Source organism: Tenacibaculum sp. IB213877, from assembly GCF_034043975.1.
Taxonomy (GTDB): Bacteria; Bacteroidota; Bacteroidia; order Flavobacteriales; family Flavobacteriaceae; genus Polaribacter.
This window is the reverse complement of the sequence record NZ_JAXCHH010000010.1, coordinates 17,739-34,784: the sequence shown is the minus strand read 5'-3', so window position 1 is coordinate 34,784 and position 17,046 is coordinate 17,739. Positions and strand designations below refer to the sequence as shown.

At 31.1% G+C, this 17,046-nt stretch carries 16 protein-coding genes and 3 tRNA genes; all 19 read right to left on the bottom strand.

What is annotated here, in order from left to right; all coding sequences use genetic code 11:
• Position 1: 1 nt before the first annotated feature.
• Complete coding sequence (locus SLH33_RS11245) at positions 2-1,135, bottom strand: aminotransferase class I/II-fold pyridoxal phosphate-dependent enzyme (protein ID WP_320419204.1); 1,134 nt, start codon at positions 1,133-1,135, stop codon at positions 2-4.
• A gap of 2 nt (positions 1,136-1,137) precedes the next feature.
• On the bottom strand, positions 1,138-1,785 hold the full coding sequence (locus tag SLH33_RS11240) for an acetyltransferase (protein WP_320419203.1): 648 nt from the start codon (positions 1,783-1,785) through the stop codon (positions 1,138-1,140).
• A 5-nt stretch (positions 1,786-1,790) separates the two neighbouring features.
• On the bottom strand, positions 1,791-2,399 hold the full coding sequence (locus SLH33_RS11235) for a sugar transferase (RefSeq protein WP_320419202.1): 609 nt from the start codon (positions 2,397-2,399) through the stop codon (positions 1,791-1,793).
• On the bottom strand, positions 2,389-3,486 hold the full coding sequence (locus SLH33_RS11230; protein ID WP_320419201.1) for a glycosyltransferase family 4 protein: 1,098 nt from the start codon (positions 3,484-3,486) through the stop codon (positions 2,389-2,391). The genes SLH33_RS11235 and SLH33_RS11230 overlap by 11 nt, the downstream gene beginning before the upstream one ends.
• A 71-nt stretch (positions 3,487-3,557) precedes the next feature.
• Positions 3,558-4,721 (bottom strand): glycosyltransferase, encoded by a 1,164-nt coding sequence (locus tag SLH33_RS11225; protein ID WP_320419199.1) that lies wholly within the window; start codon positions 4,719-4,721, stop codon positions 3,558-3,560.
• Positions 4,718-5,290: an acyltransferase gene (locus tag SLH33_RS11220; protein ID WP_320419198.1), complete on the bottom strand. Its 573-nt coding sequence runs from the start codon at positions 5,288-5,290 to the stop codon at positions 4,718-4,720. The genes SLH33_RS11225 and SLH33_RS11220 overlap by 4 nt, the downstream gene beginning before the upstream one ends.
• A complete protein-coding gene (locus tag SLH33_RS11215; RefSeq protein WP_320419197.1) occupies positions 5,287-6,378 on the bottom strand; it encodes a glycosyltransferase in 1,092 nt (363 codons plus the stop codon). Before SLH33_RS11215 ends, SLH33_RS11220 begins: the two co-directional genes overlap by 4 nt.
• Positions 6,360-7,787 (bottom strand): O-antigen polymerase, encoded by a 1,428-nt coding sequence (locus SLH33_RS11210; RefSeq protein WP_320419196.1) that lies wholly within the window; start codon positions 7,785-7,787, stop codon positions 6,360-6,362. Before SLH33_RS11210 ends, SLH33_RS11215 begins: the two co-directional genes overlap by 19 nt.
• 4 nt (positions 7,788-7,791) lie before the next feature.
• Complete coding sequence (locus SLH33_RS11205; RefSeq protein WP_320419195.1) at positions 7,792-8,313, bottom strand: acyltransferase; 522 nt, start codon at positions 8,311-8,313, stop codon at positions 7,792-7,794.
• The gene (locus SLH33_RS11200) at positions 8,310-9,737 is read right to left on the bottom strand and encodes a lipopolysaccharide biosynthesis protein (protein WP_320419194.1); all 1,428 of its coding nucleotides are present in this window, start codon (positions 9,735-9,737) and stop codon (positions 8,310-8,312) included. Before SLH33_RS11200 ends, SLH33_RS11205 begins: the two co-directional genes overlap by 4 nt.
• Before the next feature lie 71 nt (positions 9,738-9,808).
• The gene (locus SLH33_RS11195) at positions 9,809-10,747 is read right to left on the bottom strand and encodes a Gfo/Idh/MocA family oxidoreductase (RefSeq protein WP_320419193.1); all 939 of its coding nucleotides are present in this window, start codon (positions 10,745-10,747) and stop codon (positions 9,809-9,811) included.
• Entirely contained in the window at positions 10,747-12,030 is a 1,284-nt protein-coding gene (locus SLH33_RS11190; protein WP_320419192.1) for a nucleotide sugar dehydrogenase, read from the bottom strand. Before SLH33_RS11190 ends, SLH33_RS11195 begins: the two co-directional genes overlap by 1 nt.
• A gap of 8 nt (positions 12,031-12,038) precedes the next feature.
• Positions 12,039-13,022 carry an SDR family oxidoreductase gene (locus SLH33_RS11185; protein ID WP_320419267.1) on the bottom strand — a complete coding sequence of 328 codons (984 nt, stop codon included), beginning with the start codon at positions 13,020-13,022 and terminating at the stop codon, positions 12,039-12,041.
• Between the two features lie 119 nt (positions 13,023-13,141).
• Positions 13,142-13,216, bottom strand: a tRNA-Val gene (locus tag SLH33_RS11180).
• A gap of 28 nt (positions 13,217-13,244) precedes the next feature.
• Positions 13,245-13,319, bottom strand: a tRNA-Val gene (locus tag SLH33_RS11175).
• A gap of 28 nt (positions 13,320-13,347) precedes the next feature.
• Positions 13,348-13,422, bottom strand: a tRNA-Val gene (locus tag SLH33_RS11170).
• Between the two features lie 69 nt (positions 13,423-13,491).
• Entirely contained in the window at positions 13,492-14,700 is a 1,209-nt protein-coding gene (locus SLH33_RS11165; protein ID WP_320419191.1) for a folylpolyglutamate synthase/dihydrofolate synthase family protein, read from the bottom strand.
• A 5-nt stretch (positions 14,701-14,705) separates the two neighbouring features.
• Positions 14,706-15,716: an NAD-dependent epimerase gene (locus SLH33_RS11160; protein WP_320419190.1), complete on the bottom strand. Its 1,011-nt coding sequence runs from the start codon at positions 15,714-15,716 to the stop codon at positions 14,706-14,708.
• On the bottom strand, positions 15,716-17,038 hold the full coding sequence (locus SLH33_RS11155; protein ID WP_320419189.1) for a UDP-glucose/GDP-mannose dehydrogenase family protein: 1,323 nt from the start codon (positions 17,036-17,038) through the stop codon (positions 15,716-15,718). The genes SLH33_RS11160 and SLH33_RS11155 overlap by 1 nt, the downstream gene beginning before the upstream one ends.
• Between the last annotated feature and the right edge of the window lie 8 nt (positions 17,039-17,046).

The following is a 17,046-nucleotide window of genomic DNA, read 5'->3' as shown; positions in this document are numbered from 1 at the left end:
TTTATAAAAGTTTTAAAATTGATTCTTTAATTCTCTCTCTATTTTGATCAGACAAATTTGAACCTGATGGCAAACATAAACCATCATTAAAAAGGTTCTCAGAGACTTTACCTCCATAATAATCACAATCTTTAAAAACAGGCTGTAAATGCATAGGTTTCCATAATGGTCGAGATTCAATATTATCTTCTAACAAACTTAAACGTAAATCTTCTCGTGAAAACCCAGTTTTTACATCGTCAATAATTATAGATGACAACCAATGATTTGAAAAACAATCTGAATTCGGTTCAATTAAAACTTCAACTCCATCAACATCTTTAAACAAATCTTGATAGAATTTATTATTATCCCTTCTATAACCTATATGTTTATCTAACACCTCTATTTGGCCGCGACCTATTCCTGCTGTAATATTACTCATTCTATAATTATAACCTATATGAGAATGTTGATAATGTGGTGCTTCATCCCTTGCTTGAGTAGCTAAAAATATAGCTTTCTTTTTATCTTCTACATTTTTGCAAACTAATGCTCCCCCTCCTGAAGTTGTGATTATTTTATTTCCGTTAAAAGATAGTATTCCAAAATCCCCAAGTGTTCCACATTTTTGCCCTTTGTAAGTTGATCCAAGTGCTTCTGCAGCATCTTCAATTAAGGTGATGTCATGCTTTTTAGCAATTGTGATAATTTCATCCATTTTAGCTGGCATTCCGTATAAATGTACAACAATAATAGCTTTCGGCTTTTTTCCTTTTGCGAGCCTATCTTTAATTGCCTCTTCTAATACCTTAGGACACATATTCCATGTATCTAACTCACTATCAACAAATATTGGAGTTGCCCCTTGGTAGATAATTGGATTAGCAGATGCAGAAAATGTCATACTTTGACATATCACTTCATCATTTCTAGTAATGCCAGCTAAAATTAATGCTAAATGCAATGCTGCTGTTCCTGATGCTAAACAAGCTACCTCTGAGTTTTCTCCTATATAATTAGCTAAATCTTGCTCAAACCCATTTACATTTGGACCTAATGGTGCAACCCAGTTTGTATCAAAAGCTTCTTTAACAAATTTTTGTTCTCCTCCACCCATGTGTGGTGAAGAAAGCCATATTTTTTCTTCATTCATAATTACTCATGGAATTTAATTGGTTTTGCAGGAATTCCTACCGCGGTACAATTAGCTGGTAATGATTTTGATACAACAGCACCAGCTCCAACTATAGTATTTTTTCCAATCTCTAATAAGTTAATAATTTTTGCACCTGTACCAACATATACACCTTCTTCGATATGAACTTCACCTGAAATGTTAACAGATGGCATAAAAGCACATAAATCATCAATAACTGTATCATGACCAACTGTACATGACAAATTTAAAATAACAAAACTTCCAATTTTTATGTTACAAGTAATGATTGTATTTTCGCATATAATAGTGCCTTCTCCAAGCTCAACTTCGTCATTTGAAATAGATGCATTAGGATGAATTATTATAGGAAAATCAATTTTTTTTGAAGTTATTTTTTTTAAAATTATTAATTTTATCTTAGGATCACCTATAGAAATAACTATAGAAAGTTGTTCTTCTACTTGATTTAATTCATTTATTCCTCCTATTACAGGGAAACCATTGACTATTTTCCCTTTTTCTACTCCATCATCAAAAAAACCAATAAAATCATATGTTTTAGGTCTAACCTCATTTATCTTATCAATTATTGTTTTGACCTCTCTTCCAAAACCTCCCGCTCCAAAAATTGCTATTTTTTTCATTTTTTTTAATTGTTACCTTTAAACGCTTCCATTGTAACTTGACCTTTTTGATTTATACCCTCAGACTTAAAAACCTTTAAAAAGGTTTTTAAAAAGATTTTTACATCAAGTAGGAAGCTTAAATTATCAACATACTTAACATCATATTCAAACTTCTTTTCCCAACTAATCGCATTTCTTCCATTAACTTGAGCTAAGCCTGTAATTCCAGGTCTTACATTGTGTCTTCTTTTTTGTTCTTTATTATAGCGAGATAAATATTCTACTAAAAGTGGTCTAGGACCAATCAAACTCATATCTCCCTTCAAAACATTTAATAATTGAGGAATTTCATCTAATGATGTTTTACGAACAAAAGAACCAACAGGTGTTAAACGCGCCTCATCTGGCAATAAATTTCCCTGATTATCTTTCCTGTCGTTCATAGTTTTAAATTTTATCACCTTAAAAATTCGTTCATTTTTTCCAGGACGCTTTTGAAAGAAAAATGGTTCTCCCTGATTTGCAAAAAATAATCCAATTGTAACTATTAGAAAAACTGGCGATAAAATGATAAAACCTAAAAAAGCTATTATAAAATCTAAAAAACGTTTTATTATTTTTTTATATAGCATACCCTTTTTCTTTAAGTAATGTATTGTATTCTTCTAATAAAACATTCCACACCAACGATTGTTCATAACGTGCCATTATCATCTCTCTAGCATTGGCTTTTAGTTTCTTATAAAAATCCTCATCTTCCATCATACGCTGCATGGCGTTATATATCACAGTGCTATTTTTAACAGGAATGATTATTCCATTTATTCCTTCCTCTATTATTTCATTACACCCATTAATATTAGACACAATACTTGGTAATCCCATTGCTCCTGCTTGCATTACTACATTTGGAAACCCTTCCCTATAACTAGGGAAAGTTAATACATTTGCAATCGCAAAATAAGGGCGTACATCTTTTTGAAACCCTACGCTAATAATATTTCTATTATTATCTATTTTATTTAACGTTTCATTTTCAAGAGGATTTAAATCACTTTCAAAAGGACCTACTAATAATAGTTTTATATTTCCCTTTTCTTTAGAAAGTTTAGAAAAAGCAGTTACTAGTTCATTTATTCCTTTATCTGATACCAAACGACCTACAAAAACAAATACAAAATCATCATCTAATATTTGTAATTCCTTTTTTAATTGAATTTGTTCTTCTTTACAAACTTGTTTAGGAGAAAAAAAACTAGTGTTTATACCATTAGAAGAACCATTTCCTATAATTTTTAACTTCTTTTTATCTACAAACTTATTCTGTAAAATAAAATCGTATAAGCCTTTTGAATTTGGATATACTTTCGTTGCTGATAAATAGGTTAACTTTTCTACAAAATCTAATATTTTTCTCTTTGCTCCTTTAGCTTCCATTAATGGTAATCCTGCTACTGTATGTAATCGTATAGGTACACCTGCTAATTTAGCACCTAACATCCCTACGATTCCTGCTTTTGGTGTATGTGAGTGTACAATCACGGGGTTTTCTTTTTTACAGAGCTTATAAAAATCCCATAATGATTTTAAGTCTTTTAAAGGAGCTATTGTTCGTGTCATTTCTATACTGATTACAGGAATCCCCTCTTCTTTATTAACATCATCTAATTCTTGTCCTTGGCTAGACACACCTACAACCTCAAAGCCTTGTTTGCTCATATAACGGTGCTGCCCCTTAAGCAAGGTTTTTAGCGATATGGGTACGGTGGTAATACGTAGAAATTTTATTTTCATCTTACTAATTCTTTATTCATTCTGGCATAAAACTCTAATCTTTTTTTATCTAGATTCTCTTTTTGGTATGGCATTGCTTTTTTTAAGCTTAAAACCGCTTCCTCTCTTAGACTTTCTCTATTTAAATAAAGTGTTTTTATATGATTAGCTAATTCTTTAACATCTCCTTTTTTATGAACATATTGTTTAGAAACTATATCAGGTATACCACCTACATTACTTCCTATGACTGGACATCCCATAGCCATTGCTTCTATTGCAGCTCTTGGCATGCCTTCTGTTAGGGAGGGCTGAACATATAAAGACAATTTTTTTAAAAATGTATTGATTTGCTCGCCAGATTCTAATGGCCCCATATATTCAATATGGTCTTGTAAATTTAAGCCTTTAGCTAGTTCTAAAACCCATGTAGAATTACCTTTACCAATTAAACTTATTTGTATATGATTTTTTATATCATCCTCTAAAGAAGCTATCGCTTTTAGCAAAACATCTTGTCCTTTATACTTAGCATCAAACCCACCTATAAGACCAACTTTAAAAACACCTGCACTAAACCTTTCTCCGTTTAATACTTTTTCATCTATGACGTCATTAATTATCACATCAGATATACCAACTGTTATGGCTTTTGGGTTTGCAGGGTAATCTTTTTGTAGTTTATGTGCTGTAACATAACTTAAAAAGTTTGCTTGCTTTGTTATTTTTTTATTCTGAAACTCGAAAACTGGAGCCGCTATTTTACCCAACAAAGAACCGTGGCTTCCTAAAGCTTCTTTGGCGTTCCCTACTTGCTCAACCCACAGAGGTTTGTTGCTCTTTAAAGCCATGTTGCCTGCTATAAAACCTAAAACACTGGGCAAACGCACTAAAACAACATCTGCCTTATTAATTAAAGGTACAAGTTCTTGTTCTAATTTTTTCTTGTTTTTAAAAAGTGTTAAAACAGTACTATAGTTTTTGGTAAGATGAAATGACACTTTGTCTGTTGAAGATTTGACTTTCTTATCTTTAAAATTATGACTGTACCTTCCATAAACGACAACCTCATTAAAGTTTACCAAATAGTTACTCCATGTAAAATAAGGCAACCCTCCTCCACTGTATACTGCCTTTTCTTCCATATAAAACGGATGGTCATGAATAAACAATAACTTCATATGTCTTTTATTACTTTGGCAGGCACACCTCCTACAATTGTTCTCGACTTTACTTCTTTATTTACAACTGCTCCAGCAGCTATAATTGCTCTTTCTCTTATTCTAACTCCTGCTAAAATTCTACAACCACACCCTATCCATACATCATCAGAAATTTCAACTTTTTCAAACATCACTGGATTATATTTTATAGGGGTTGTAGAATCTGTCCAATCATGATTAGTGGATAAAATTGTAGAATTATGAGCTATTGAAACATTATCTCCTATTTCTACTTCTCCATTGGCATCAACGTAACAATTGCTATGAATGCTTATATTTTCTCCTAACGACAGATTCTCCCAACCCAAAATTTGGACATTTGTTCCAATCTTTATATTATCTCCACAAGCCTTTGTTAGTACTTTTAAAATAATATACCTTATTCCTATAAAAACTACCTGAGAATGATTAGATGTACAATTCCAAAAAAACAACAAAAATGATTTTGGAAAAACCATAAAAAACTTTACAAGAACGCTTATTAGTATCTTGTTTCTTTTAAACTTTACACGTCCTGTCTCACTCATACCAACTTATTATAAAATTCTTCAAATCGTTCTTTGTAATTAAACTGTTTCATTGTTTTCTCTCTCAACTCCATTTTCTTTGGCTCATTACTTTTATATAACTTTTCTAAAGTAGTATAAAAGTTTTCTATATCTGTTGGATTAAATAAATACTCGTAACTTCCAACAGTTTCTTTTATTGGCTCTATATCTGAAGCTACAAAAGGAAGTCCCATTACCATAGCTTCTATTAAGGCATTAGGCTGCCCCTCTGTTATAGAAGGGAAAAAATATGCATTCATTGTATTTAAAAGCACAGGGATATCGTTTCTATTATTAAACAATCTAACGTTTTTTTCTATTCCTAATATTCTAACTTGATCTTTTAAGGCATCTTTTACTTCATTACCACACAATATAAAATAGATGTTTGAATGTTTTCTTACCAGTTTTTCGGCTACTTCAACAATAACACTATGATTTTTAGCAGAATTAAATCTTCCTGTATGACCAATTACAAAAGCATCGTTAGGAATATTAAGCTCTTGCCTAAGGTCTTTATTCCCAACATTAAATTTACTTGCATTAAGCCCATTATATATTACTTGGAATCGATTATCTTGTTTGTTTTCATCATAAAAGAAATCGAATGCTGCCTGGGAGTTTGACAAAATATTAGTTGCGTATTTATAGGTCACACTTTTCACAAAACTATCATATAGCAACCTTAATTTTGATTCTTTAAAATGGTTGGTTGCCCCTCTATAAAAAACTACTCGCTTTTGAATACCAGCTTGCTTAGCACTCAATAAAATTAGCCCTGCAAAATTACCAGTAAAATCACATACAATCTCAAATTGTTCTTTTTTAAAGTATACTGTTAATTTTATATAGTGAAGTGGGTTAAAAAAACCTATTTCATTTTTAACTATCTTAACATTGGGAATTTTAAGATACTCCTTTTCCAATTGACCTCCTTTACCCCCTTTACAATACACAACAACTTCTGAAAAAGCAGTTGCCTTATACTGTAAAAAACGCAAAAGATAATTTTCTATACCTCCAGAATCTAGGCCTGTTACAAAAAAAATTATTTTCTCTGCTCCCATTTAATATTTTTTCTTACAAGTAATCTGTCTATAACCAAAGCATAAACAATTGATTTTAATGGATCTAAAAAGTGAGATCTATTAATATAAAGCGCTCCTATACAAATTATTACATATATTATAATATAGGTATGATTATAATAATTATTCTTTTCAACATTAAAAATGATATAGGATACCCAACCACCTAATAAAAACATCATTATAAACACACCAATAACACCAAAATTAATGTAAATGTCCCCCAATATTTCGGACCCTTCTCCATAACTAAAATGAACACCTTGTCCCAAAACTGTAAAAAAGTAAGATGATGATGTATACATTAAAGGTAATTCTGTTAGCTTTAAATAAGTCCCGCCTGCAAAAGGGACTACCCCTATAACCTCGTTAAAAAAAGTAGTCCCTAATAAATAGGGATGTTTATCAGGAACAACATCTATAGCTCTAAACAAAATTCTATTTGAACTAGCAAGCTCATTAGTAGGATTAATAGTATTCTCCGATTGAATTAATTTATTATACCCTTCTTCAAACAAGCTCATACTTCTTTGGGAAGTATCTCTACTTCTTCCCATACCTATGATAGTGAAAAGAACACCCCCTATTATTATTGACACAAAAAATGCTTTAAAAGAAATTTTTCTTTGAAATATAGAGTAACTTACCGCTAATAAAATTAAAATCTGCATAACTGGTCCTCTATCTCCAGCTAATAAAAAAAGTAAAACATATAGGGATAAGACAATAAACAGTCTTTTATTTCTAATCAACAAAAAGATAATATTTTTTTTTGTTATTTTAAAATTTCTAGTATTGATAAAAAAGTAAATTACTCTTAAGTAAATTAAAACTCTTAAAAGCATAAAAGCATAATTAGCCCCACTCCCCCAATTATCACCTCCATCATAACTACCTGATAAAAACTCTTTTCCTACTAATGCTATAAATAATACGAAAAAAAACTGAAGAAAAAAATCTATTTTCTTTGTATTTACATTATATGATGTGATTTTTTTTAAAATTCTTTTTTTTCTTAACTTTCTGTATAAAAAATAACCTAATTCCCAAAAAAACAATGCCATTAAACTCATCCATACAGCAAAATTAACTACATTCTTATTTATCCATATAAAACTTGATCTATTAGGCTCTACCCCCAAACTTGCTAAAAAGGGTATTTGAAAATGAACAATTAAAAAACCTAGTAAAAATAATGTATTATAATTAACCCATGATCTTGTATATCTATTAGTAGTAAGCCAAAAAAAAACAACATTAACAAATGCTAGCAAACTTAAAATAAAAACTTTACTCGAATTAAACTCCTCATTAATGTTAGGCGTTAATAAAATGGCCATTATTAAAGATATAATTACAAAAATGATATTTCCATTTTCACCTTTCATAAAACTATTTCTTTATAAAACAATCTTCTGTCAAACTCAATAAATACTTTTTCTTTTCCTCATAGTTCATACCTTTTGAACCTACATTATATTGTTTAATTTTCTCTACAAAATCCTTTGTTTCTCCAACTATGCGTGCTGGATTTCCAGCTGCAATTTTTCCATCGGGTATTGATTTTGTAACTATACTTCCCGCCCCTATAATGACATCATTACCTATGGTGACACCTGGCATTATGAACGCACCTTCGCCAACATAAGTATAATTACCTATTTTTATCTTCCCAAAATAGTCTAGCCCTTGATGTTTTTTTCTTTGAGACCATAAGCCTCCATGAGTAAAAAATGAAACATCCTTAGCTATTCTACAATAATCTCCAATTTCAATCAAGTAAGCTTCAGAAGAAAATTTTTTTGTTGAAATCAAACAATTTTCACCAATTTTAACGCCTTGAAAACGGGCATATTTTTCAGGAGACCATTTTATTCTTCTGTATGTTACTACTACTTTTTTTATAATTTTCATACTTCTTTTAATTCTTTTATATCTTTTAAACTTATTACTTTAAAAGAGAATACTGATATAACAAATAATATTAGAGATAATGGAATTAAACACAAAAAGTACATGTTATTTAATTCATAATACTCTCCTACAAAACTAACTAACAAGTAATTAAGTACAGCTAATGTTGTTACTTTAAAAATTAAAAGAACTTCATTCCAAGAAAAAGACCTGTATATTAACCTAGAATGGTAATAATTAATAAAGTAACTAATAATACTAGTTACTAAAAAACCATACATTAATATTTCTAAACTGGAGTATACTACACCAATGACTATACTTATACTTTGAATTGCCTTTTTTATTACTTCTAAATATAGAATTTTATCTGTCCTATCAAATATCTTAAATAAGATTCTATTAAACATTTCTTGCATATAAAAAAAAGCAGCTAAAGCTAATATTTGCATATAAAAAGTGGCTTTTATCCATTTATCTCCGTAAAACAATACGATAATTTGTTCTGCATAAGTAAACAATAACAAACTAATTAAACTTAACAAAACAGTAAAACCTTTAGTTAGTTTATTATAAAACAAATCAAACTTTGCGTTTTCGCCCTGCAATCTAGATAATGAAGAAAAAGCAACACCAAGAGTTGCAGATTTAACCATACCTACAGGAACCTCTTGCAGTTTTTTTGCTTGAAAATAAAACCCTGTTTGACTTAGAGAAAAGTATTTACCCAATATTAAATTATAAATATTATCAAATCCAGTATTTAAAATAGAAGCAACCGTTGTATTTATTCCAAACCTATACAATCCTTTAAAGGACTCAAAACTAAATATCAACTTTCCTATTTTCCCCTCAACCATCCAAAACAATAGGGTGGTTACAAAAGCTGTTACAATTTGCATATAAACAATAGACCATACTCCGTAGTTAAAAACAGCCAATGTGATTCCTACAGAAGCACCTGTAAAAACACCAATAAGTTCTATAACACTTTTTTTTCGATAATCTAAGCTTCTTATTAATTTAGTATATTGAACAATTCTAAAAGAATTAATAATTAACACACTTGACAGTACTATTAAAATTTCTGATATTGAATCATCTTTATAATATTCACCTATAAAATTAGAAGATAAAATTAAAATTAAAGCAAGGAATAAACTTAATACTATATTAAAAATAAAAACGGTAGTATAATCTGTATTAGTTACCTTTTTTTTTCTTATTAAAGCTCCTGACATACCTGATTCAGATACTACTTTAGAAATAGCTATGAAGAACATAACCACTCCTATTTTTCCAAAATCTTCTGGCATTAGTATTCTTGCCAAAATTAAATTAGCTACTAAAGAGATTGCCAAGTAAGATGACTGTCCTAAAAAGGACCAAATAAAACCTTTAATTACTTTTCTCTTAAAGGACATTAATTTACATTTTTAATTTTACGCTATCAGTTAATTGTCTAAAGCATTCTTCAAAAAGCTTTTTTCTGTCCTCATACAAACAAAGAAGAATGTTTTTCTCCTGTATTTATTACCTCTACATTTCGAATGTCATGCACAACCTCTATCGATTGCCTAGCTTCCTTTAAACCAAATCCATTCCCTTTTAAAATTTCTTGGTAACTTAAGGTATGTAAATCTGTAAACCCTCCACTAAATTCAATTTCTTCACCATCAATTGTAATAGATCTATATGTTCTGTCTCCTCTCTCCTGAATATTCTTAGGAAGTGTTTTTTCATCTATTGACAAAAACCAACGTACTCTTGCTTTTTCAAACTCTAAATAACCAGCTGCTTTATCTTTTTCTCTTAAGTGAACTATGTTCTCTTGAACATCTCCAAAAACCCAAGACAACATATCAAAAAAATGAACTCCAATATTGGTTGTAACTCCTCCAGACTTACTCTCATCACCTTTCCAAGAAATATTATACCAATTACCTCGAGAGGTGATATAGGTTAAATCTACTTCGTACTTTTCATTCTTTTTTTCTTTTTCAATTTTATTTTTTAAAGCAATGATACTAGGATGAAGTCTTAATTGTAGAATAGTGTTTATTTTATTACCTGATTCCTTTTCTATAGCCTCTAAAGCATCAATATTCCAAGGGTTTAAAACTAAAGGTTTTTCACAAATAGCATCAGCACCTCTTCGTAAAGCCATCCTAATATGTGAGTCATGCAAATAATTCGGAGTACAAATACTTACATAATCTAATTGAATATTTTGTTGACGTTTTAATTTCTCAATATGACGATCAAAACGCTCAAATTCTATAAAAAAATCAGAATTAGGGAAATAAGAATCTATAATTCCTACACTGTCACTCTTGTCTAAAGAAGCAATTAAATTGTTTCCAGTTTCTTTAATAGCTTTTAAGTGACGCGGAGCAATATAGCCAGCAACTCCTATTAACGCAAAATTTTTCACTATAGATTTTTATCTTTTACTGAGCTTGACAAAATATTTTTAACATCATATACAACAGATTTATCTTTTCTTAAATTAGAAAAGTTTAAATCTGAAAATTCTTTATGTGCTACAGTCAACACTATCACGTCAAATTTTTTATTAGGAAGTTCTTTAACAGACTCTAAACCATATTCATGCATTACTTCATATTCATCTGCCCATGGATCGTATATTGTAATATTAGTACCATACTCTTTTAACGAGTCAACAACATCCACCGCTTTAGTGTTTCTTACATCAGGGCAATTTTCTTTAAATGTTATTCCTAAAACAAGAATTTCAGCATCTTTAACTCTAACATCTTTTTTGATCATTAATTTAACAACCTCCGATGCTACATATTCACCCATACTATCATTTAACCTTCTTCCAGCTAAAATGATTTCAGGATGATACCCATATTCTTGGGCTTTTTGAGCTAAATAATAGGGATCAACTCCAATACAATGACCTCCAACCAAACCTGGTTTAAAAGGTAAAAAATTCCACTTTGTTCCCGCTGCTTCTAAAACATCATGAGTATTAATATCCATCAAGCTAAAAATTTTAGCCAACTCATTTACAAAAGCAATATTAATATCTCTTTGGGAATTCTCAATAACTTTTGCAGCCTCTGCAACCTTAATAGTAGGTGCTAAATGGGTACCTGCAACAATTACCGATCTATATAAATCATCTACTTTCTTTCCTATCTCAGGCGTAGAACCCGAAGTTACTTTTAATATTTTTTCAACTGTGTGCTCCTTATCTCCAGGATTTATACGTTCTGGTGAATACCCTGCATAAAAATCTTTATTAAATTTCAATCCCGAAACCCTCTCTAAAACGGGGATACATTCTTCTTCTGTAGCTCCAGGATAAACTGTTGACTCATAAACAACTATATCACCTTTCTTCAAAACCTTACCAACAGTCTCACTAGCTTTTACTAAAGGCGTTAAAACTGGACGATTATTTTTATCTACAGGAGTTGGAACTGTAACAATATAGTAATTACAATCTTTAATATCTTCAATTGATATTGAACAATACAATCCCATATTATCAGAAACTTTATCAACTAAAACTGACTGTAAAATATCATCTTCTACCTCTAAAGTAGAATCAGTTCCTGACATTAGTTCTTTTACACGATTTTGGTTTATATCAAAACCTACTACTGAGTACTTGGTAGCAAATAAACGCGCTAAGGGCAGCCCAACATACCCCAACCCTATAATTGCAATTTTTGGTTGTTTCATTTATTTTATTATAAATTTTCCCAGTACCACTTCACTGCCTCTTTTAATCCTTCTTGAAGTGAATATTCTGGATTATAGTTTAATAATTCTTTTGCTTTATCTACGCTTGCTAACGAGTGAGGGATATCCCCTTGTCTATTAGGACCATATTTTACTTCAATTTCAGCTATGGATGCATCAAATTCTGACAAGTTTTCTTTTAAATACCCTACCAAATCATTAAGAGTATTTCTATCCCCATAAGCAACATTATACACTGTATTAATAGCTTTTGGATTATCAGCTACTAAAGACAACATATTAGCTTGAATAACATTATCAATATATGTAAAATCTCTTGAGTAATTTCCGTCTCCATTTATCGTTGGTGATTCTCCCTTCATAAATTGACCAACAAATTTTGGAATTACCGCTGCATATGCCCCATTAGGGTCTTGTTTTCTCCCAAAAACATTAAAATAACGCAATCCGATTGTTTCTAATCCGTATGTTTTCGAAAACACATCTGCATATAATTCATTTACATATTTGGTAATAGCATATGGAGAAAGAGGTTTACCTATTTTATCTTCTACTTTAGGTAAAGATTCTGAGTCTCCATAAGTTGATGAGCTAGCAGCATACACAAAACGCTTAACACCTGAATCTCTTGACACTACCAACATATTTAAGAAACCTCCTACATTAACATCATTTGACGTAATTGGATCTTTAATTGACCTAGGCACTGAGCCTAAAGCAGCTTGATGTAAAACATAATCAACACCTTCTACAGCTTTCTGGCAATCTTCAATCTTACGGATATCTCCTTCTATTAAAGTAAAATTAGAATTAGATAGTAGGTGTTCAATATTTTCTTTTTTTCCGGTTGCAAAATTATCGAGACAAAAAACTTTATTATTTTTTTCCAACAAAGCTTCACATAGGTTAGAACCAATAAAACCAGCTCCTCCTGTTACTAATATTTTCTTCTCTGAAAGGTTTATATTCATCAATTAATATATGTTGAAGTTCAAAATTCTTTTTCAAGGCGGCAAGTTACAAAAAAACACCCTCTTTACAATTCAATTCAATAAAAAAACCCTCGACAATAATCGAGGGTTTTAGTTTGTGGGCGCGAAGGGATTCGAACCCCTGACCCCTTGGGTGTAAACCAAGTGCTCTGAACCAACTGAGCTACGCGCCCATTAACAAATAAGTTTTTCTTGAACTTGTGGGCGCGAAGGGATTCGAACCCCTGACCCCTTGGGTGTAAACCAAGTGCTCTGAACCAACTGAGCTACGCGCCCATTAACAAATAAGTTTTTCTTGAACTTGTGGGCGCGAAGGGATTCGAACCCCTGACCCCTTGGGTGTAAACCAAGTGCTCTGAACCAACTGAGCTACGCGCCCTTACTTGTTAATTGCGGATGCAAATATAAGACAGTTTTATATTCTGACAATGATTTTTTAAAAATATTTTTAAATTATTTCTGCAACCACAAACGTACTTCCGCCTACATAAATCAAGTCTTTGGTATTGGCTTGCCTTAACGCTTTTTTATATGCTTGATTTACAGAATTAAAAACCTCTCCTTCTAAATTATACTCCCTTGCTTTATCTTGAAGTTTTGTAGCTGATAATCCTCTTGGAATATCTGGTTTACAGAAATAATAATGTGCTTTTTTAGGAAACATTGGTAATATTTCATCTAAATTCTTATCAGAAACGACTCCTAAAACTATATGCAATCTCTCAAGTTGTTCTTTTTGTAATTGTTCAAGAACATATTGTAATCCTTCTTTGTTATGTGCAGTATCACAAATTACCTTTGGATTTTCTTGTAAAATTTGCCAACGACCTTTTAAATTTGTGTTTTCGACCACATTTAACAATCCGTTTTTAATATTTTCTTCAGAAATTTGAAATCCTTTTAACTTTTTTAAAGCCGATACAGCTGTTTTAGTATTGTTTTTTTGATAGCTTCCCAACAAATCGGTTTTATAATTCTGCTGATCATCCGAAGCAAAAGAAATATCTGCATTCATTTCAATAGCTTTCTTTTTAAAAACTTCTTCTACCTCAACTTGTCTTTCACCAATCACTACAGGAATGCCTTTCTTAATAATTCCTGCTTTTTCAAAAGCTATTTCTGGTAATGTCTCTCCTAAAAACTGCGTATGATCTAAACCTATATTAGTTATTACTGAAACTTCCGGAGTAATAATATTTGTTGAATCTAGCCTTCCTCCTAATCCGACTTCAATAACCGCAATATCCACTTTTTGTTTTGCAAACTCATGAAAAGCTATTCCGACTGTCATCTCAAAAAAAGACAATCGCTGTTTTTCTAAAAAGTCTTTATGCTTATTAATAAAAGCTGTTACCGTACGTTTATGGATTTCTTTTCCATTAATTCGAATACGTTCTGTAAAATTTTTAAGGTGAGGTGATGTATACAACCCAACTTTATATCCGGCTTCTTGTAAAACAGAGGCAATCATATGACTGGTTGAACCTTTACCATTGGTTCCGCCTACATGAATGGTTTTGAATTTCTTTTCCGGATGATTTAATTCTTCAGAAAAAGCTAAAATATTAGTTAGATCTTTTTTGAATGCTGTTTTACCTTCGCGTTGATACATAGGCAATTGTGCAAACATCCACTCTAAGGTTTGTTGATATTTCATTGATTTTATTCGTAGTTTTTAAACCAATCAATAAATTGTTTGACACCCGTTTTTATATCTACTTTCGGACTGTAATCATAATCCTTTTGAAGCTCAGAAACATCTGCCCAAGTTCTTTCAACATCCCCTTGCTGAATGGGCATCATATTTTTTTCACTCTTTTGCCCTAAATTCGATTCGATTTCTTGAATGAAATCAAGTAATTTAACAGGATTTCCGTTACCTATATTATATACTTTGTATAATTCTCTATTGCTTACAGGTCTTTCAACAACCCTTTTTACACTTTCAACGATATCGTCAATAAAGGTAAAATCACGCTCCATTTTACCATAATTGAATACATTAATAGATTTATTTTTACTGATTGCTCTGGCAAATAAAATCGGTGCCATATCTGGTCTTCCCCATGGACCATACACTGTAAAAAAACGCAAACCGGTAGTAGGAATTTTATACAAATGACTATAGGTGTGAGCCATTAATTCATTACTCTTTTTTGTTGCGGCATATAAACTGACTGGTGTATCAACTCTATCTTCAACCTCAAAAGGAATTTTGGAATTTGCTCCATACACACTGGAGCTACTAGCATACACTAAATGTTTAATCTTAAAGTTTCTAGAAGCTTCTAAAATGTTTAAAAACCCAACAATATTGCTTTGAATATATGCATCTGGATTTTCAATACTATAACGAACTCCAGCTTGAGCTGCTAAATGACAAACAACATCAAATTGTTGATTTTCAAATAATAAAAATAGCTCTTTTTTATCTTCTAAATTCATTCTGATGAACTTAAAAGAATTATTATGAATGTGGCTATTAGTTAAAGAGTAAAATTTTTCTGCATCGTTTTTATCAACTCCCAACTCCTTTAACCTATTGTACTTTAAACTGACTTCGTAATAATCATTGATATTATCTAACCCCACAACTTCATGGTTTTCTTTTAGTAATTTTTCAACTAAATGAAAACCAATAAATCCTGCAGCTCCTGTAACTAATATTTTCATTATTTACCTATTTGAAAATATTCAAACCCTTTTTCTTCTAAATTAAATGCATTGTACTGATTTCTTCCGTCAAAAATAATTGGACTTGACAATTGTTGTTTAATTTCTCCAAAATCTGGCGAACGAAACTCTTTCCACTCAGTCAATAAAATCAATGCATCTGCCTCTTGAAGAACATCATATTTTGATTTACAATACTCAATATTTGGAATATCTTTAAGGTAAAAATGTTTTGCTTCTTCAATAGCTTTAGGATCATAAGCTTTTATTTTAGCTCCTCTTTTTACTAATTCTTTGATTACATAAATTGAAGGAGCTTCACGCATATCATCTGTCCCAGGTTTAAAAGCTAATCCCCATAAACCAAAAGTCAAACCTGACAAATCGTCTCCGAATCTTCTGATTACTTTATTGGCGATGACAAACTTTTGATTATCATTTACTTTCTCAACGGAAGCAATGAGAGCAGCATTATAATTATGGTCATCTGCTATTTTTACTAACGCTTTAACATCTTTAGGAAAACAAGACCCGCCATAACCTGCTCCGGGATATATAAAGCTATACCCTATTCTTGTATCAGAACCAATCCCCACTCTTACTTGATTAACATCTGCGCCTACTCTTTCACAAATATTAGCAATTTCGTTCATAAAAGAGATTTTCGTTGCTAGCATTGCATTTGCTGCATATTTGGTCATTTCTGCTGAACGAACATCCATAACAATAAATCTTTCGTGAGACATGGTAAACGGAGAATACAATTCTTTCATCTTTTTAATTGCAAATTCTGTTTCAGCACCTACAACCACTCTATCAGGCTTCATAAAATCTTGTATAGCAGCTCCTTCTTTAAGGAATTCAGGATTAGATACCACGCAAAACTCTGTAGTTTCATTTCTTTTATCTAATTCTTTTTGAATGGTTTCTCTAACCTTATCAGCAGTACCAACAGGTACTGTAGATTTATTAACTACTACCAATTTATCATTTATAGACTTACCTAATTCGCTAGCTACGGATAAAACATATTTTAAATCTGCTGATCCATCTTCCCCCATCGGAGTTCCTACTGCTATAAATACTACTTCAGCATCTTTAATAGCTTCTTTTAAACTTGTTGTAAAAAAAAGGTTTTTACGATCAATATTTTTAACAACCATAGCTTCTAAACCTGGTTCAAAAATTGGAATCTCACCCTTGTTAAGTTTGCTAATTTTATTTTCGTCAATATCAACACATGTAACGGTATTCCCCATTTCTGCAAAACAAGTTCCAGTTACTAATCCTACATATCCTGACCCAATAACAGATATTTTCATTATTTATA